Source organism: Niameybacter sp., assembly GCF_036655075.1.
Classification (GTDB): domain Bacteria; phylum Bacillota; class Clostridia; order Lachnospirales; family Cellulosilyticaceae; genus Holtiella.
In genome coordinates this window covers 1-19,754 of the sequence record NZ_JAVVQU010000006.1, presented here as the reverse complement: position 1 = coordinate 19,754, position 19,754 = coordinate 1, and the positions used below count along the sequence as shown (strand labels likewise).

The 19,754-nt window shown below is 37.7% G+C and carries 17 protein-coding genes; 4 read left to right on the top strand and 13 right to left on the bottom strand.

Annotation, left to right across the window (positions count from 1 at the left end):
- Positions 1–94 precede the first annotated feature (94 nt).
- The 9 genes from RRY75_RS03030 to RRY75_RS02990 form a co-directional block, all read right to left on the bottom strand.
- The gene (locus RRY75_RS03030) at positions 95–328 is read right to left on the bottom strand and encodes a hypothetical protein (RefSeq protein WP_332491200.1); all 234 of its coding nucleotides are present in this window, start codon (positions 326–328) and stop codon (positions 95–97) included.
- Between the two features lie 192 nt (positions 329–520).
- On the bottom strand, positions 521–2,932 hold the full coding sequence (locus RRY75_RS03025; RefSeq protein WP_332527251.1) for an InlB B-repeat-containing protein: 2,412 nt from the start codon (positions 2,930–2,932) through the stop codon (positions 521–523).
- 117 nt (positions 2,933–3,049) lie between these two features.
- The gene (locus RRY75_RS03020; RefSeq protein WP_332491203.1) at positions 3,050–3,319 is read right to left on the bottom strand and encodes a hypothetical protein; all 270 of its coding nucleotides are present in this window, start codon (positions 3,317–3,319) and stop codon (positions 3,050–3,052) included.
- Positions 3,261–3,434, bottom strand: a complete 174-nt coding sequence (locus RRY75_RS03015; RefSeq protein WP_332527250.1) for a protein adenylyltransferase SelO family protein — start codon at positions 3,432–3,434, stop codon at positions 3,261–3,263. The genes RRY75_RS03020 and RRY75_RS03015 overlap by 59 nt, the downstream gene beginning before the upstream one ends.
- 54 nt (positions 3,435–3,488) lie before the next feature.
- Positions 3,489–4,454 carry a tRNA dihydrouridine synthase gene (locus RRY75_RS03010; RefSeq protein WP_332715624.1) on the bottom strand — a complete coding sequence of 322 codons (966 nt, stop codon included), beginning with the start codon at positions 4,452–4,454 and terminating at the stop codon, positions 3,489–3,491.
- A 158-nt stretch (positions 4,455–4,612) separates the two neighbouring features.
- Positions 4,613–5,089 (bottom strand): LURP-one-related/scramblase family protein, encoded by a 477-nt coding sequence (locus RRY75_RS03005; RefSeq protein ID WP_332491206.1) that lies wholly within the window; start codon positions 5,087–5,089, stop codon positions 4,613–4,615.
- A gap of 110 nt (positions 5,090–5,199) precedes the next feature.
- Positions 5,200–5,397, bottom strand: a complete 198-nt coding sequence (locus RRY75_RS03000; RefSeq protein WP_332491208.1) for a helix-turn-helix domain-containing protein — start codon at positions 5,395–5,397, stop codon at positions 5,200–5,202.
- A 332-nt stretch (positions 5,398–5,729) separates the two neighbouring features.
- Positions 5,730–8,153, bottom strand: coding sequence for a hypothetical protein (locus RRY75_RS02995; protein ID WP_332527248.1), 2,424 nt, complete (start codon positions 8,151–8,153; stop codon positions 5,730–5,732).
- 148 nt (positions 8,154–8,301) lie between these two features.
- A complete protein-coding gene (locus RRY75_RS02990) occupies positions 8,302–9,453 on the bottom strand; it encodes a glycoside hydrolase family 27 protein (protein WP_332491212.1) in 1,152 nt (383 codons plus the stop codon).
- A 115-nt stretch (positions 9,454–9,568) separates the two neighbouring features.
- Here RRY75_RS02990 and RRY75_RS02985 point away from each other — a divergent pair, with 115 nt between their 5' ends.
- Positions 9,569–10,384, top strand: coding sequence for a helix-turn-helix domain-containing protein (locus tag RRY75_RS02985; protein WP_332527247.1), 816 nt, complete (start codon positions 9,569–9,571; stop codon positions 10,382–10,384).
- 165 nt (positions 10,385–10,549) lie between these two features.
- Here the strand turns inward: RRY75_RS02985 and RRY75_RS02980 are convergent, their stop codons facing one another.
- The 3 genes from RRY75_RS02980 to RRY75_RS02970 form a co-directional block, all read right to left on the bottom strand.
- On the bottom strand, positions 10,550–11,218 hold the full coding sequence (locus RRY75_RS02980; RefSeq protein WP_332491216.1) for a YkgJ family cysteine cluster protein: 669 nt from the start codon (positions 11,216–11,218) through the stop codon (positions 10,550–10,552).
- 30 nt (positions 11,219–11,248) lie between these two features.
- Positions 11,249–12,430 carry a DEAD/DEAH box helicase gene (locus tag RRY75_RS02975; protein ID WP_332491218.1) on the bottom strand — a complete coding sequence of 394 codons (1,182 nt, stop codon included), beginning with the start codon at positions 12,428–12,430 and terminating at the stop codon, positions 11,249–11,251.
- 196 nt (positions 12,431–12,626) lie between these two features.
- A complete protein-coding gene (locus tag RRY75_RS02970; protein WP_332527246.1) occupies positions 12,627–14,537 on the bottom strand; it encodes an ATP-dependent DNA helicase in 1,911 nt (636 codons plus the stop codon).
- Between the two features lie 331 nt (positions 14,538–14,868).
- Between RRY75_RS02970 and RRY75_RS02965 the strand changes: the two genes are divergently transcribed.
- The 3 genes from RRY75_RS02965 (at position 14,869) to RRY75_RS02955 (ending at position 17,192) form a co-directional block, all read left to right on the top strand.
- On the top strand, positions 14,869–15,477 hold the full coding sequence (locus RRY75_RS02965) for a class I SAM-dependent methyltransferase (RefSeq protein WP_332527245.1): 609 nt from the start codon (positions 14,869–14,871) through the stop codon (positions 15,475–15,477).
- An 87-nt stretch (positions 15,478–15,564) separates the two neighbouring features.
- On the top strand, positions 15,565–16,494 hold the full coding sequence (locus RRY75_RS02960; RefSeq protein WP_332491223.1) for a helix-turn-helix transcriptional regulator: 930 nt from the start codon (positions 15,565–15,567) through the stop codon (positions 16,492–16,494).
- 71 nt (positions 16,495–16,565) lie between these two features.
- The gene (locus RRY75_RS02955) at positions 16,566–17,192 is read left to right on the top strand and encodes a DJ-1/PfpI family protein (protein ID WP_332491225.1); all 627 of its coding nucleotides are present in this window, start codon (positions 16,566–16,568) and stop codon (positions 17,190–17,192) included.
- Positions 17,193–17,290: 98 nt separating this feature from the next.
- Here RRY75_RS02955 and RRY75_RS02950 read toward each other — a convergent pair whose 3' ends face one another.
- Positions 17,291–19,666: a hypothetical protein gene (locus tag RRY75_RS02950; protein ID WP_332527244.1), complete on the bottom strand. Its 2,376-nt coding sequence runs from the start codon at positions 19,664–19,666 to the stop codon at positions 17,291–17,293.
- Between the last annotated feature and the right edge of the window lie 88 nt (positions 19,667–19,754).

Genomic DNA, 19,754 nt, shown 5'->3' with positions numbered 1-19,754 from the left:
AACACTATCCCTAAATACATTGTTTTCGGGCTAGTGCTTTTTATTGGAAGTGCCTCTCTTATCCATAGGTACCTCAAAGCTTCATCTAAATGTCTTAGCTAATAATCCCTTTTGTACGTAAGTATCTTTCTAACCCTTTTTTCTTTACGTTAACAAAAGTTTCACTTGTATCTTGTGTACTGTAATTAATTAAATCACAAGCACGTGCCCCTTTTAATACTTCTCTTACCTCCACTCTTGGTAAGCCCACTTTACGCTCAATCTCTTGAACACTTACTGCACCAAAGAAAAATAGTTTTAAAATTTGCATCGCTTTTTGGTCTGTCATGTTGTCAGTCTCCTCTTTTATCGGTTGGTCTATTTTGTAAAATTTCTATCTAGAAAAAATACTGGCTAAATAAATTGTTATCCATATCCTGCATTCTTATGTATATAATAGGGTCAATTATCTTATCTGTCAATCAATGCCCTATGAAAGAGCCTGTTTCCTAGGGCATTGATTGACAAATTCATTTTTACTTTAGCGTTTGAGTGCCCCATCTAATCGCATTAAAATGGTCATCATCTCTGCCCTTGTTACAGCCTTGTTAGGCTCCATAGTAGAGGCAGTCGTTCCTTCTAACAAACCTGTTCGTACGCAGTAGTCAATCCCTGCTTCATATTCTGAATAAACCGTATCTGTAAAGTAGCTTGAAGGTCTAATTTTCTTAAGGTTTCCATTGGTCACTTCATAAATAACTTGTGCCAGTTGCCCACGTGAGACATACGCATCTTCCATCTGCCCAATCTGTCTGAGTGTCTTTTCTTCTAGTTTGGCACCTATAGAAGCCACATGGTCAAAGGCCCAACTTCTTTGATTTTCTATATATTTTTCTACAACACTTCTTGAGTGTTTGACTTCCATTTGCTCGTTAAGAAGGAGTACACGGTCTAAGAAGGTAAAGGTATCTTCTACCGTCAACGCTTTATTAGGTTTAAAGCTACCATCCGGATAGCCCGTTACAATACCTCTTTTGGCTAGCTCTGTAATATTACTATACGCCCAATGATTTCTTGATAAATCTATAAAATTCACTTGAGAGACTTCCTTGAGCTCGACTACTTTCCAATCTAGGTCTATCCCTACATCTTCAAGTAAATCTAAGTCTCTTTTTACTTCTCTTAATTGGTCTTTAGTAAAGTATCCTTTTGTCAAATCATTGAGTTGGTCTAAAGTTAAAGACTCCTCTAATGTGGTATAAGGTAAATAAGCTTCAAAGTTTTCTAAAATAGACTTTTGTTGTCTTGAAGATAGCGCTCTCCACGCTTGTTTAAATGTCACTTCTTTAGGTTTTTCTTCCTCAAAATTAACTTTAAGTCTTCGCTCTTCCTTAACTGTAAAGCTATAAGATTCATTACGACTTACAACGTCCCCATCTTCCGTCCAACAGTCAAAGACATATCCGTCTTTTGCCTTCGCGGTGACAGTCGCTTGGTCTCCCTTATTGTAGGTGTAATCTCCACGTACAGTTCCTGCATCTTTTGGTGTAATCGTGACACGAATCGTATATTGAGGAATAGGTTCTGGCCTATCCCAATAGAAATTGGCAACCAAGTTTCGATCTTTTGCTGCTGTAAATGTATACGTGCGGTCACGACTTACTTCTTGGCCATTTTCTGTCCAATTCTTGAACTGATAATAACTTTTAGAATTCGCTGTGAGTGTTACCACATCATTTACATTATAGATACCATTTTGTCCTGCACTGTTGTTGGTAATATTCCCTGCATCTGCAGGATAAGTTGCTGTACGTATGGTACACTGACTGATGACATGTACTGGTGCTTGTGTCTTGGCAAGTCCTGTTGTACCACTTACTTCCACACTATAGACACCTGCATCTCCTGTAGTGACTTGTTTGATGGCATAGGAAGACGTTGCTTCTTGATTGACCACTTGTATCTTTTCTTCACCTATCCATTTATTATCTTTGTACCAGCTAAAAGTGAGTTGACCTTCACCTTTTGCAGTGACACTTAATCTTCTTTGTTCGCCAACTTTCCACCATTCCTCTTGCAATTGCTTCGTGATCACTACAGGTTGTGGTACATTGTCAACCGTTTCATTAGGTATACCCGTAACTGGCACTTCCTTGATGACTAAGCGTTCGTCGCATTTAGCAATCGCACTTGTGCTATGTGCGACTAAGCTATAGGCAAATTCTACACGCTGATTTTGTTTAATGGGTTGAGCCAGTTCATAGGTCAGCGTTTGACGCTCTTGATTATAATTTATATTAGAAATCGTTTGGGCTATGCCATCCACCCAAATAGTAGGAATGGATTCCCATAGATTTTGACTCCCTATAACTTCTACGCCTGTCATGCTTACTTGATTACCTTTTGCTTTAAGCGTGGGCACTTGGCTCCATTCCATGTAAGGTGTGTAAGGCTTTTCTAAACTGCCTTCCCCGAGCTTGAAAACAACCGTATTCGGATTGAGATAAAAGGTAACAATCATGTGCATATCGTCATCTTCTATCAAGCTTTGCATACTTGGTAAATCTTCTAATTTTAAACCTTGTTGTTCTAACAAATCTTCTACATCTAGTATATTCTCTCTATCTAGTACATCTTCTATCTCTAATTCTGTCTTCCAATCTCTTCTCTTATCAATCTTATCCCCTTGATTTTGTACTGTTTCACTATAGCGCAGTAAGTCATTTTGGAAAAGTAAAATCCCCTTTTCATCCTGCTTTACCACTCGCCATATTATGTCACGTCCTCCACGCTTACCGTAGTAAAGATAGTCACCAACCTTAATAGATTGAGATTGGGTGATGACACCTCCTGCTATCTCACGTGTTGTACGCGCACTAATAGGCATTACTGGCATTGTCATAACGCCTAAAGTCATTACAAGTATCCAAATGATGGATTTTTGACGTCTCATATAATTTCCCCCTTTGTTATAGATTGCTTATACAATAGTGTATGCTTCCTTTTTCTTGAATCTACTAAAAAGGGGGAAGTGTCATCAACTCGTAATATTTATAAAGACAAGCTTATCTCAAGTGCCACAAAATGTTTTATAAGGCGTACTTGTCGCTATCGGTAACGTCCTATAGACTTCTTGTTCCTGGGAATAAGCATAAGGGTTTGCAAGTACTTCTAGCAATTGATTCATCACGCTATAGTCTTCATTTTGAACAGCCGCTTCTAATGCCTCTTCTACGCGGTAATTACGCGGTATGACTGCTGGATTATGTTTTTTCATTAGGCTATAAATTGCTTCTTGGGACCTTTGTTGACCGGCTAAGCGCTCTTGCCATTTTTTCATCCATGCCTGCCATACGTACCAATACTGCGCCTTTTTCTATCTGCTGTCTGACTACCTCTTCACCTGTTGCTACAACAGCTAGGCTACGGGTTGTTGGAATACCCAGTGCATACATGGCCTCACTTATAATATATTCCTCTCTCTTTTTGATATTTTTATAGTTTAGTATTTACTTTTTAAAGTTAGCAAATCCCACTCCCTCTACAAGATTTTGTTCTTCGAACAAGGATGAAATGACTCCATCATAATCGCTTAATCTTTGTGCTTTTCTAATTTTTTTTGCATATTTTTCAGGATTTGAAAAAATCCAAATCATATAAGCCCATACCTCTTTCATCTTAAAGAGTACATTACGCTCCCCTGAAAGCTCCTCTTGATAATCTCTATAAAGTTTATCATGAAAAGCTTTAAATACCTGTTTGTCCAATGTATAGTCTTGTGTAATTTGATTGATAAGCCCAGGATTTGTGAGTAATCCTCTTCCAAGCATAACTTGATCTACACTTGGATAATCACGTATAAACCTTTCATAGTCCCTGGTTGTAAAAATATCGCCATTATACCCTACTGGATTTTGGCTAACTTCAAGTCCATCTTGAAAGACTTGCATATGAGGTGTATTTTTATAATAGTCCTTTTGAACTCTTGGGTGAATAATAAGCTCCTCCATAGGATAGCGGTTAAAAAGCTGAATCAGCTCATAAAATTCTTCTGGATCCTCCTTTCCAATGCGGGTTTTGACGGAAAGCTTTGTAGGGGACGTGGCAAAAATTTGGTCCAAAAATAGCTCTAGCTTTACTTTGTCTACAAGGAATCCAGAACCCTTCCCTTTTGCAACAACAGTACCCGAAGGACAGCCTAGATTAAGATTAATTTCATCATAACCAAAATCCTTTAATTGATGCGCCGTACGAATAAAGTCCTCTGCATTGTTTGTAAGAATCTGTGGAACAACAACAAGACCTTTATTATGTTCAGGCAAAATATCATGTAATTCCTTTGTTGAAAGGGTACCATGTTGATTGGCTGCAATAAAAGGGATAAAATACTTGTCCACATGTCCAAAATACTTTGCATGAGCATTTCTGTAAATATATCCTGTTATACCTTCCATAGGTGCAAAATAAAATTTCATTTGTTTAATAACTCCTTTATGCTTATATTACTTTAAAGCTATTATACAACAAAGTGGTTCATCCTTCATCTTTAATCCTTTTCATCAAAAAACACGTCTATTCTTTCCCTATATTCATTACATAGAAAGCCTTAAACGTGTTATCTTATTTTTACTTTTTAACCGTTATTAGAAGAACACTTAGCTGCATCAATGGCTAAAACAATCATCAAACACATTAATGCATTTTCTGCCTCTGGTACATCTATTGTATAAGTATCAGTAAAATTGAGAAGTTGTTTGGAAACCCAGGCTACAGTACCACCACCTACTTCTGCAATTTGGTAATCCCACTCCCAGAAATTCCCCTCCACTTTCCATCCTTTACAGTCTAACGTAAAAGATGGCTTAAAAAAGCTAAACTCCTTTTTGATGTCACCCACATGGTCACCATTTAAATACATACGAAATCTTGGCATCCATGTGAGAACTTCTTCTTTGAGTGTGCCTACATGTATGCCATGGGCATTATAAACTTCTAGACAATGCCCCCATGCCATCTTCCCTTTAACCGTATATAAAATGCTTCCATCTTCTCCGTAAATATCATAGCTATCAAACCATGAGAAAAAACGTTGCTTAAATAACATTTGCATGCCTAGTACCCCCACTTCTCGTCTATAACTTATAAAATCTTCTACAAGTTGAAATTATCTCATTTTATTATAAATGAATATGCCATCAAAGTATAGACTTACAGCATAAGTTAGTTTTGTTCAAAGAAAAAGGTCTGTGGATCCTGAATATTAAAAATTTGTGCAAGCAACATCATTTCTGGGTAAGTCCAGTCTGTTGTCCCTTTAAACTTTCTGGTCAATGTCTGTTTACTCACACCTAACCTTACCGCTAACTCTTCAAAAGTTACATAGTATTCTTTCATTAGTTCATTTATTTTGTCGTGCATACATTGGTCTCCTTTTAGGTTTATCCCTTTATCTCGTATAATTTTAGGTTCTTCTCTATCATAGAAGCCATTTTATTTTCTGTCTAGTCTTAAATCAAAGCTTTTCCCTTTGTATACTCCTAGACTTCACTCGAACGTTCAAATTTCACAAACAAATTGCCTTGAAAGCTTAAAATGCCTTAGTCGCCTTCAATGATATAACCTATTTTATCAGAAGGAATACTCATCTCTAGCCTTTCGACATTCTCTAGTTCAAAGGTAGCATAGTAATAGGTGGATGCATGGGTATATTTTTACTTGCAATCCTAAAGTAAGTCAAATGGGAAAATCCTTTATTTAAGGATTAAATTCTGAGTTTGCCTCCATACCTTAAGCTGCTTAATAGATGTTGCATCTATCTTTTCTAGTACTTTCCAACTTTCTTCTAGTTGCTGAAGTTTTTCTCCATTGACTTCTCTCAATAAATCTTGCTCATGTAAACCTAACGCATAAGCTTGAGATGCAAGTGGTACTTCTTTTATATAGGCACCTTTATAACCACTAGATGCTGTAGAAGAAATAATGCCTTCGTCTATCGCTGTAAGTGTAGCCCCTAACCATTTATACACGAGGCTAGCACCACTTGGTCTATAAGTGCGCCCAACATAGTGCGGTCCTTTCACCTTGGCTTTTGTACTACCATAAACCACTTTGGGCAGATTACAAAAACCTGTTTCTGTAATCACCTCTACATTGGTGATGGTATAGTTTTCTTCGAGTGGATTTTCAAACTGAGGATCTTGATTCATACTTCCATGTATATCGTATCCTTCAGCTTCAAAGAAATCAGGCAAGCTTACCTGCGCACCTTCGGTGTAGTAGATATTTCCATCTATTTTATACTTGCCCACCTTGAGCCTAGCGTTATCACCACCTTGTTGTCCAGCAAACTTCCAAGGTTCATCACAAATAACCACATTACGGAAAATTTGGTCGCTGGCTTCAGCATAAGTACAGTGAATATTAAAACTGCCGTCCATTAAAATATTGTTATAAACTTTGCGGTCAAATCCTTCTCTTAACTTGATTCCAAGACCTAGACACAGATTGTTATAAATCTCATAGTGAGAAGACCCATCGTCCAAATCAATTCCCCAAGTATGAGGTTGGTCTGCCCCATGATGGAAACGATTGTCATGTAGCTTGACAGGTTCTATAGCATCTAGTAGTGCATAGGGACGTATTTGATCGCCATACAAACCACTGGCATTGTAGCAAGGTACTGACCAAAAGCGATCTCTTCCCCATGAATTGAAAGGACCATGGTCTGTAGTTTCTTTTTGAGCATCAAAGATATCATTGTATGCAATTTCATGGCCTCCAAAGGTTCCATCATTGACATTGATACAAGCTCTTGGACTATTATGAATAGTATTATTCAGAATTTTACATCGGCTACACACAGAAAGATTGACGCCACTAGATTGTTTTTCAAAAATTCCCATATTACACATATAGTTATTCATAATATAGATTTCTCTTGGATAGTGCATGCTTTTAGGTCCTGTACAATGCTTCTCCTCAATAAATGTCTTGTGTACAGCATGCTCTGTCTCACTTAAGTTAGGACTTTCTTTCCAAAAAGAAGGTTCATACACAGCTTCTGGTAAACCTGCTACTTGAATACAGCTTGCACCCACATTTTCTATGATATTATCTTCTATTTTGTGACCTTTGTTATAACCATTAATAAAAATGGCATTCCCACCAATCTGGTCAAAATGACAATTCCTTAGGGTTACCTCTTCTGCATCTTGAATCAAAACTGCCCCCGTACGTACCACACACCAATCCCCCCTAAGTAATGGTGTATAGTGCTTCTTGGGTTCATCGACTGTAAAGAGCGTTCTTTTGGTATGCATAAAATGAATGCCTTCAAAAGTAAGGTGTCCTGCTTTTTCCCCTGCTTTGTCTCCTACTATTTGAATCAACTCACTATTGATGATGCCTTCACATACCATTTGGTCTAAATTCATATTAGGCGTTTTAAAAATGGCCAGCTTACCACTTTTGGGATTGTAGTACCATTCCTCAGGTGCATCTAACTCTTCATAAATATTTTCGATTACAACAGCTTCATGGTCAAATGCTGAACCTCTGTTATTGTCACCCACCCACTCTAGACTAAGGCCTAATGGGTGCTCTGCATCTTTTCCTAAAATCTTATAAGAATTCCCACCCCAACGACAGTGATGTAGGGCACGAATATAGCCACCCTTGACATGCTCGTACTGCTGCACCCTGGCTTTAATCTCTTCAGCTGTAGCTGCAGAGCCCAAAGGCAATGCACCTTCTACAAAATTAGGATAGCGACATAAAGTTTGTGGTTTTCCATTGAGTACTAAACCATCTAATTTAAGCCCCTTCTCTATGTAGGTAAACCAAATATGAGAACGACCTACCTCTGGCTCCCATTGATTGATGTCAAGCTTTTTAGCACCCGTTAAAATGACTTGTTCACGCGCTCCATTTGTATCCCCTTCATAGATTACTGAACATAATGGGGACCCACTATCCTCTACTTCAAATGCAAGTGGCTGTTCTAAAAAATAGTTCCCAGTTGCTATTTTTACACGAATTTCACAAATTTCTTGAGTCTGTCTAAGTCTTCTCACATGCTCTTTAGCTTGTTGGAGTGTACTATAGGGATTGTGCCTACTTCCATCACATACTTCCCCCTTGGTCCCCTGTGCCACGTAGATTATTGCTGCATTCATATTATTTCCTACCTTCCTCATCTTGCAAGCTTTTCATACGATACTTTGAACCCTTATTGTATATTTATATATAATATTTTTCAATATTTTTATACTTTAAAAGTAAATAAATAAACCCAGTAAGCTTTACTGGGTTTACATTTAAACACTATTGTGTAACTTTATAGACTGCTGTTCCATGTGCCGCTACGCACACCTTATGTACGCCACTAACTTCCATATCTTGATGTGCCCATAGATCTCTTACTTTTATGTCTCCCTCAAAGCCTAGTTCACTCCAGTTCACAGTGATTTCAGCATCTTCATTTCCTCTATTCAAAAGAGCTATAGCCTTTTGACAAGTAGATGGACCTACTAAATCTTTCACCCAAATTTCAATATCCCCCTCATTACCGTGAAGGATCGCTTGCATACAAGCAGGATCTTGATTAATCGCAATGAGTTCTGTATTTTTGAGGATAGAAAGTGTTTCTTCAGATATCGTTGTTAAATCATTTCCAAGCATTAAAGAAGTAGACATCATACACCACATTGCAAAATGTGTTTGGTCTTCTATATAAGAAAGGCCTCTTCCTACTTGTAACATATCTAAGTCATTAATATGTCCTGGACCATGGTATTTTCCTAAAGGCTTCACTGCATCAATTTGTTTTAAAACACTGTCAAAGTATAATCCAATATCCCCTGATACTCTCCAAGAATCTGCTACATTTACTACCCATTCCCCTGGGAATTCCCATCTACAAACGTTATAGATGACATGACTTTGCTTTTCTTCACTTATTTTTTCTATAATTTTCCCTATTTCAGTATAACGGGTTTCCTCGTCTAGACCCATTCTTAGTCCGCCACACCAGTCTACCTTAATAAAGTCATAATCCCAATCGATTAAATACATTCTCAGGTCTTGTTCATCATAGCCATATAGACCAACGCCTACCCCATCTGTATTGCTATCTGGATTATCATAAATATGGGCACAAGTATTATTCCCCCCATCTGAATAAATCCCTGCTTTTAATCCATTAGCATGAACATAATCTGAAATAACTTTCATACCATTTGGAAAACGCTCAGGATGAGGCTTGATGTATCCATTTTCATCACGCCCACCAAAGAAGCCATCATCAATATTGAAATAGGTATAGCCTACTTCGGCAAGCCCTGTTTCTACCAAAGCATCTATTTGTCTTTTAAATAGCGCCTCATTGATATCTATATGGTAATGATTCCATGAAGCCCATCCCATAATAGGTGTTAATCTTTTTTTATAAGTATTTTCTTTTTTTGTCTCAAACATAACTGTTTCCTTTTCTGGATAATTTATTTATAATCAAAGTATAAAGGTTAAAAGATTTCATTTATATATATAATTAGCCATATTTTTTATACTATTAGACACAGTGAGGTACCCAATGAGCATCTTTATTCATGATTTTTCACTCTCTCATATTCAATACTTTAATCATTATTTCTTTGATTCTGCTCATGTCTTCTATGGACACCGGCATGATACTTGGGAAATCAACGTAGTCCTAGACGGACAACTAGAAGTTACTTATGATGATACGGTCTTCACCCTTAAGGCTAATCAGGCCTTTATTGGTGAGCCTAATGTCTTTCATCGTAATCATATTGCTCCAGGCCATACGGCTGAACTCATTGTTATCCACTTTACAAGTCATGAGCTTCCCCTTTTATATCTATCTCAAATTTTTGCCTTAAGTGATGAGAACCTTATTTTATTTAAGCTGGCTTTATCTGATTTTGAACAATTTAGAGTCAAACATCAACTCACTAGCCATACTATTGATCTTGCTCCCGCCTCCTTTAAAAAGCTTTTAGAAGTTTTTATTGGACGTATTGTCAAAGAAAGTGTAGCCATTCCTTATTCCAATACAAAAGAAACGCTCATCTATAATCAAGCCGTTGCCTATATGAAGGAAAACCTTCACAGAAGTTGTCCCATCCTAGAAATTGCTACTGCCTGTTGTGTGTGTAGCACAACACTTAAAAATATTTTTAGAACCTATACAGGACAGGGGGTCAACACCTTTTTTATGAATATGAAGCTTGAAGAGAGCAAACGCTACCTCCAACAAAATAATACCCTGTCCACCATTAGCGAACGCTTAGGCTTTACCTCCCAAGCCTATTTTTCAAAATCCTTTAAAAAGGCCTATGGCTGTTCACCTCTACACTATAAAACTCAGTACTTAAAAGGCCTATGAGCACACTAAACAATTCAAAACAATGATGTAAAATTATGTTCATTTTTCCGTTAAGGCCCATAGGTCAATAGATTTGAGCAACAAAATAAGACTTATCACCTATTAACAACTAGCTTTTAACAGATGATAGGTCTTATTTTTTCTTCTCTTCATATCCTTCTTACTTTAGAGGATATTTAGCTGATTTTTAGCCTCTGGGAGACACTTAGCAAAAGCTACGTAAAAATCTTCCCCCTCTTTTACTAACTTTCTATAAAAAGTATCTAAAAGGTATTGGTTGATGGCTGCAAGCTCTTCCTCATCACGTACAAACTTCAAACGGAAAGTGAGTGCCTTTAAGAGGCGATGCCACGCCAAGATGAAGGCTTTATTTTCTGCATAGTTCTCGATGCCAATCCATTCTTTTACTTGTACTTTTGTTAAACTAGGTTTGGTACAGTTTCCTACTTGTAAGAAGTATTTGAAATCATCATCTTCATAAACTCTTCCAAGCGGGAACAAACGACAAATATTTGGACGTTGCCCATGTATAGTACATCTGTCTTCTTCATTTAAAAAGCTACAACGCTTAGTCTCTTCTTGCATTTTTAAATGAGGCAACCAAATTCTATTTTTTTCACGTAGCTCTATCTTATCTACCAATAGGTCGTCAAAGGACGCCTTTTGGCGTCTTGTCATCTCATAAATATCAAAGGGTGTCAAAACAACTAAGTCGCCTACATCGTGGCAACAGGCACTACACCCATTACACCCACCAGCATCTGCTGCTACCCAATCTTCAATATCATAAACTTTTCCGTCTGAAATACCTTCTAATGTCATGCGTGAATTCATATTCCCCTCCTGGTATACTCACATATTCCTCTATTTCTTCCTGTTTACTTTCTTTCTTGGTGGCTTAACTGCTTTTTCAGTTTTTTCCAGAACAACCATTGGCCACTTACATTCTAACTCTGGAATGCCCTTTTTGATATGTCGTTCAATACCTCGTAAGTTATCAAGGTCATCAATGTTGCAGAAACTGAGTGCAATACCATCTTGTCCAGCCCTACCCGTTCTACCTATTCTATGAATATAAGTTTCTGGCACATCTGGAAGGTCATAATTAAATACATGTGATAGCTCTGATATATCAATGCCCCTTGCCGCAATATCTGTTGCAATAAGCACCTTAATCTTACCTTCTTTGAAACTATTTAATGCAGTCTGTCTTGCATTCTGACTTTTATCACCGTGGATAGCCAATGCCTTAATGCCATCTTTATCCAGATTTTTCACCACACGATTGGCACCATGCTTTGTATTGGTAAAGACAATGGCACTCTTAATTTCCTTTTTCTTGAGGAGCGATATTAATAATGATGTCTTATTAGCCTTATCTACAAAATAAACTCCTTGGCTTATTTTATCTAATGTATTGGTAACAGGTGCTACTTTCACTGTAGCTGGATTCTTCAACATATCCACTGCAAGTTTTTCAATTTCTTTTGGCATGGTCGCACTAAAGAGTAATGTTTGACGTTTTGAAGGTAACTGTTTGATAACTTTTTTAATATCTTGTACAAAGCCCATATCTAGCATACGATCCGCTTCATCCAACACAAACACTTCAATCTTGTTCAATTTAATATATCCTTGATTAATTAAATCGTTTAATCGCCCTGGTGTGGCCACTAGAATATCTATACCATTTCGGAGCATTTCGACTTGTGGTCTTTGCCCCACTCCGCCAAAAATCACACCTGTACGGATAGAGGTATATTGACTATATTTTTCAATGTTTTCATTAATCTGTATCGCTAATTCTCTTGTAGGTGTTAGAATCAGTGCACGTATATTTTTACTCTTAGACTTGGAGAGATGTTGTAAAATAGGGAGTGCAAATGCTGCCGTCTTTCCCGTTCCTGTTTGTGCACACCCTAATACATCTCGTCCCTCCAATACAAGGGGGATCGTCTGCTCTTGAATCGGCGATGGTTTTTCAAATCCCGCCTCTGTAACTGCTCTTAAAATGGGTTTTATTAACTTCATTTCATTAAAATTCATATCTATTTACTTCCATTCTCATCTCAAAAAATCCAGATTCTATGATTACTCTAGATTCTAAAGTGTTATTATTCAAATTATTAGTATAACACATAATTCATAAAAGTAACATCCTACATCATTTGGATAAAACGATTGAAACTTTGAACAAAATAAATGGCTTAGAGATTTAACATCTCTAAGCCATAAGCACAACTTATTTTTGAGTAATAACCTTTGCGCCTTGAGGTAGGGCACCCATGACATAACTTTCCCAAGGTGTTCCGATTACAGGATCTAGAATAACAATTGCACCCTTGTCATCTTCTGTTCGAATGAGTCTTCCACAACCTTGTTTTAATTTAAGTGCCATTTCAGGATAGTCCACTGTTGTAATTGAATCTAATCCTTGCTCTTTTGCTTCCTTACGTTGTACCTCAATAAGAGGATCCGAAATGTGCAAAGGAAGATCCCATACAACTAATAAAGTCAATGCATCTCCTGGCACGTCAATACCTTCCCAGAAGTGAGCGCCTATTAAAACTGAGGTCTCTTCTTCCTTGAACTTGCGCACCAAATAGCCACGATCCCCTTGGTCTTCCCATATCATTTCAAATGGGAAATGTTGTCCTTGTAATGCCTTTCTAATGCTTCTCACTTCATGTAAGGAACTTGTAAGCACAAGGGCACGTCCACCATTCTCTTTTAATAACGCTACTAAGTGTTCAATCTTATTTGTAGTTTCTGATAAGTGAACAACTACTTGATTTTCCAAATCAAAAGGACTTCCAATGGTAGAGCTAGATGGCCCTTTTAACCCGAAAGTTCTTATGAAATAACTAAAATCACCTTTATGGCTTAACGTGGCAGAAGTAAATACTACAGGGATATTCTGTTTAAACAAATGTTGATGAATCATCGCACCCATACTACGTGGCACCACCCAAAAGCTATCATTCTTTTGGTCTACCCAAGACACAATATTTGCACCTTGGTCTCTCACAAATTGGCCAAGTGCCCACATTGTTCTTTCAATTTGGCCCTCATAACCTTGTATTTGATGGGGGGAGAGGGACTCTGTATGAAGTTCTTGTTCAATTTGTAGTTCTAAAAGAAGACTATCTAATAAGCTACGTAAGGTATTGGCAGCTTTTACTAAAGTATCGTTTCTACCAATGGATACCCTCTCTGCACTTTCATCTACTATAATAGACTCCTGCAATACATTAAAGAATGTATAAGCAGCACTTTCTAGACTATCCGTTATAGACACTAATGAATCTCTCGCCCCTTGTAGCTCCTCAAGTTCAGCAATCATCGTATCCATTTCTTCCTGATTCACTTGTTGCCCAGCTTGCATCATAGCAGGTAGAAGTACTTTATGTCCCTCATCAAAAATCACCGCGCTATATTCCGGAAGAATAGTAGATTTCCCATTGTCTAATCGTTCCTGACGTGTCCATAAATCATGGAAGAACGTCTCATGGTCTACAATAAGCAAGTCTTTTGTCACTCTGTACTGTTCTCTTGCTTTTACAAGTTTACAAAATCCTCGGCTAGAACATATATCACAAGCCATAGATTCTTCCCATTTTATCTTCTTCCACTCACTATCTGAGATCGTTGGAATTTCCGAACGTGCACCTATTGTTGTCGTATTGACCCACGCTTGGATTTCATGAGATAATCCACCTAATTTTTCTATTTGTTCCTCGACACGCACATCACAAATATACTGATTAGGGTCTTTGGCCATTCTCGCATCAATTTCTAGTTCTAGTAATCTAGATAAGGCCAAAATATCCCCGCCCTCACCTGCAAGCTGCTCTTGAAGTGCTGTAGTGGCACAGGCAATCACTACAGGTTTGCCTGTAAACCTAGCATAAGGAATGGCTGATAATAAATAAGCAAATGTTTTCCCTGTTCCAAGTCCTGCCTCTGCTAAGTGAACCTTTTTATCACACATGGCATCTGCAATTTGAAAAGCCGTAAAAATTTGCTCATCACGCACCTCATACTCATGTTCTGGAAGATAGTCATACAACACATCTCCAACCCACTCTACTAATTTACTTTGAAATTCTTGTTTATTCTTATAATCAAAGGGTGTTTTGCTTTTTATACTCATATTTTTCTCCTATATCCTCATGCATATTTAATGTAAAATACTTCAACTGTCATTTTAAGCACGATTAACTAAATTTCTTTGTAAACAGAAATAGAATCCTCTATTTACATTAAGGTATTTAGAGGATTCTGGCTAAAGCCCATTCGTTTTTTTACTCTATAGCTTAGTATACTCGAGATTGATAGGATGTTCAATTGGATTTATGAAAAACTTTTAGCTAAGCACATTCACTTTAGTCTATCCTAGAAACAAAATCTTATGATTTAAAAATTGTCTGCATAGGTCAACTTTTTATTGCTCAATCATACTATACTAAAAGGAGGTGCCCATCATGCACGAAATTTTCAATAAGATTTTTCTTCAAAATCTCTGGGGCGCTCAAGAGACAGTATCTGGTACGGGTTCAACTGTGGCTTCTACTCAAACCATTGCGCTTGCGCTCCCCCCACTTTTTCAGAAATACCATATTTCTTCTCTCCTTGATGCTGCTTGTGGTGACTTTAACTGGATGCAATATCTCAACTTAGGCATTGATTCCTATATTGGTATAGATATGGTTCCTGAACTTATTGAGTCTGTTCAAAAGCGTTATAGTAATACACACAGACAATTTCTTCTTCGCAATATTGCCACAGATGATTTACCTAAAGCGGACCTCATTTTATGCCGTGATTGTCTCGTTCATCATACTTTAGAAGATATTCATACTATTTTAACTAACTTTGTCAAAAGCTCTTCTACTTATGTCCTTATGACCACTTTTCCTGAGCACACTATGAATCCGGATATTGAAACTGGGTATTGGCGACCACTCAATTTTGAAGTTGCGCCCTTTAACTTCCCTCATCCCCTTGCCCTTATTAACGAAAATACCGCTAGAGATAAATCTCTTGCCCTTTGGCGTCTAGATACTATTCTAAAATGTCTTGATAGGCAATGATAACGGTATTCTTAGTGATCACCAAGGTTGAAGTTTCTTACTCCTCAAGCTAAAATAGACCTAATCGTTACTATAAGGAGTCTACAAATGAAAATTGAAAGATTAATAGGGATTCTCTTTTATATTCTTAATCGAGAGTGTGTAAGTGCTAGTGTATTGGCCAAACAGTTTGGAGTATCACGCCGAACTATTCTGCGAGATATTGATAGCCTGACTTTAGCGGGTATTCCTATCTATGCTGAAGTGGGTTCTAAGGGTGGCTATTCCATTCATAGTCATTACAAACTCAGTGAAAAGTTAATCGACCACACCAATTCCGAATACATGTTGTTGGCGTTAAAAAGTCTAAAAGATATTTATGGTGATGAAAAAGTAACTGAAACTTACGAAAAGGTCAAACATATTTATGCCCTTTCTGATTCTAAAAAGCCGCTGGAAATTGACCTCTCCGTTATTGCTGAAAATACTTATGTGACCGAGCTTCTTAAACTTTTAAAAGCCTCCATCGCACAAAAGGTCAATGTGATATTTGAATATACCACTATGCAAAACAAAGTTTCTAGGGTCACTGCTGACATCTTACACGTTTCTTACAAGTGGTATGCTTGGTATGCCTTTGGCTACAATTGTGATACTAGAAGTTTCCGTATGTACAAGCTCGTTCGCATGCGTAACTTGACACTCAATCATGTGAGTTGGCTACAATCATATAATATTGAAAAAGAATTAGAACTTCACGAAAATAACCGTAACAAAAATGATATCGCCGTTGTTGTAGACTATCCTAAAGAAATGCAAACACTCTTTCAAGAATATTTTCCCCATGCAACTGTTATCAGTGAAAAAGAGAACAGGTTACTCAGTGAACTCTTCATGAAAAGTAATGACTTTATGCTCTTTTCCATTCTTCTTGGATTTGGTGGCCAGATGAGGGTCCTATCTCCCCCTTCTTTTGCCTTACACATCCAAAATCACTTAGAGCAAGCCCTAAACTTTTATAAGAACAGTGACAGCTAGTTGTCACTGTTCTTATTTTATAATGCACTAAGTAAAGCCTTATACCTCTAAGAAAGAAAAGGACAATAAACATGCAAAAAACACTATGTATTTATGTACTAGACACTATGGCTGACTGGGAAATAGGCTATTTCTTACAAGCCATGAGTATGCAAACCATGCTCTCTAAAAATACACCTAAGTATACTATTAAAACAGTGGGACAAACCAAAAATCCTATTAAAACTTTAGGTGGTCTAACCCTTACCCCTGATTGGTCCCTCGAGGAGCTAGATGACCAAGAAGTCGTTGCCCTACTTCTACCGGGTGCGAATACTTGGCAAGATACTACTCAAAAGTCTATTTTAGACAGAGCAAGTACCTGTATTGAACAAGGTATTTTAGTTGCCGCCATATGTGGAGCCACTTTAGCATTGGCAGACTTAGGTGTTTTAAATCACCGTTTACATACGAGTAATGATTTAGCCTACCTAGATTATTTTTCTACCCCTTATACAGGTCATAACCTTTACCAAAATGTACCTTCTGTTGTAGATTCGTCTATCATCACCGCAAGTTCAGCGGGTGGCTTATTATGGGCTAAACACATTCTAGCGTATCTCAATGTGTATTCTCCGCTAACGCTAGAAGCGTGGTATCAATACTATCTGACAGGTGACCCTAAGTATTACACAGCGTTACTCTCTAGTGTAAAATAGCATCATGAAACATTAATTTTACACCCACCCCTTATCCTAAGTCTATCTCTTATCATAAGATGATGTAGGCTTGGGATAAATTTCTGATATTGTTCAACCTATGCCTGCACACTTACTGCTTCACCTTGTCCTTTGACGATAAATCTTACCTCTGCACAAGGTCTATCTTCTCCCCCAAAATCGCAGTTAAAGATAATCGGATTCGGACCACATTCACTTGTTACTTCTGTACTACTAGAAAGTTTTACGGTGCTCAATGTCTTAAAGTTTTGGTCACAAATTGTAGCTTCTTTGCCTCCTTCATAAACAAGGTATTGATGTGCACGTACTCTACATTTAAACATATATTTTTTACCATTTATTCTGAAACAGGGATTTTCTATATACCCTTCGCTGTTTCTATCTAAACTTGCAGCTTTTAGTCTAAACTGAAGCACTTGTTGGTGGAACTTATTGGTGTAGTTCCAGTCTGCGCCACCTGGTTGACCGGGTTGAAGCTGTTCAGGGTCGCACATGTATTCCTTAGAGATATGGATTGGATAAAGTATCCACTTATCTTCTCCAACCTTTTCTAAATGCCATTCCTCTTGATCCTCTATTAATCTAGCCTTTTGCTCTTTTGTAAAAGCATCTCGTGCTCTTGCACGCTCCCACTGCTTAGTCAGTTCCATATAACGCGCGCTATACCCATGATCCTTCATGACTTTATAATCCATACAGATTGAGAATCCTGCATCAAATCCAGCTGCTCTTGATAACATCCACTCAACCTCATCTGGTGTAGTCGCTTCAAACTTACGCTCAGCTAATCTGATAAGGAACCATCCTAACATTCTTGGGAACAAGTTTCTCTTATAAAAAGGCTGATTACTTGTTCTAAGCTCTGTCTGCCCTTCACGCATCTTAGCTCCCCAAGGCTCTCCCCAATTTGTACGTGTATGAATATGCCATAAGTAGTGATGTAATCGACTTGAATCGTTGATGACCTCATGATTGCATCCTTCATAATATTTAGCCACCATACGACAAATACTATAAGCCTCATGCCCCGTTGCAAGACAGCCTTCTAATCCATCAAAGGAAATTTGTTTTAATCCTAGCTCATTAAACAATGCTACCAATCTATCTATGTATTCCTCTTGTAGCTCTAAGTTAGGGAATAGGACCTTATAAGGATAATCCCATAGTTTAGATATTCTTTCATTCGCCTTATGTGGCGCAGATTGAGTCCCAAAGGCCCCTCTTGTACAATCCATGAGATAAAACTTCCCATCGTTCTCCTTTACGTATTCATACTGAATGATTTCATTTCCTACCAAAGCAGCACCTAATGTGTCAACCTCTTCAAAATGGGTTACATCTGCTAGTGCAATACAATCGGCTTCTTCATCCAAGTCCTCTACGAGATAAGTGGTTTGGACTTTAGCTAATCTCTGGTCTGGCACAGGTGTTACGTAGGCATCATTTGTTGTAGTAAATGTAGTCAGCGTATGGACACCTACCCCTATACCTTTGGCTTGTGCTTGCTCAACACACCCTTTCATCCCCTCTTCTCCAGTTGGGAAGTGGTCATTTCTAAATTTAAAATGCCCCCAATGGGTAAATGGGTCTGGATGATAGATATATTCAAATCCACCTTTTTGTGCCATGTCTAATACATCTTCTATGTTTGCTTCAGAAAAATCCGTAATCATGTAGGACATCATGGCTTTTCTAGCCGTCTTTACCCATTCCCCTTCAATCATTGGATGAGGGAGATTTTGCTCAACTTCTATCTTTTCAATAGTATCTAATATCATATCTGGATGACATCCAAACAATGCAATTTTACTTCCTACAATCTCTGCATCTTCTCCTTCAAAACCTTCAATACATACATGTTCCTTCGTCCATACCTGACCTATACGGTCATGCCTTCTATCTCTACAATAGCCTTGAATCACACTACCAAATTGAGTGGGTGCAGCTGTTAAGTCTGGATATTTAAATCCACATACTGAGACACTAAAAAGACTTTGTTCTCCTTGGTCATCAAATTCAGAGGTAAGCTCACAAGGCCATCCTGTAAGCGTTTTAATATTTAAAGCTTGCATACCTATTGCTGTTTCCTGATCTCTTACGACGCCTATAATTTCACCGATCGTTTCTTGAATGCTAGTAGGGTAGGGGCCCCATATAAGTGTATCAATCCCCTCTCCTATTATTTCTTCAACTTCTAATGTGAGATAGTTTGAATAGCCTTTCATGCCTAGCTTAATGGTTGCACGAGCCTCCTGAAACGCTAAATAAATGCGCTCGCCTTCAACAACAGCTTGAGTTGGCAAGTAGACCTTTTCTTGTTTAACGACTCTTATAAGGGGTGCCTGTACATCTAAAGGTAAATAATTTTTCCCATTCACTTCTAATGTTTCAATGTAGCCTTTTTGATTGTATGTAACGCTGAGATGACCTGCTTGGAACTGGAACTTTTCCATTATTAATCTCCTTCTAATAGATATTACTGTTATAAAATTGCTGTATTCTCAATAATTATATTTTATTTTTTAATAAATTCAAGTATTT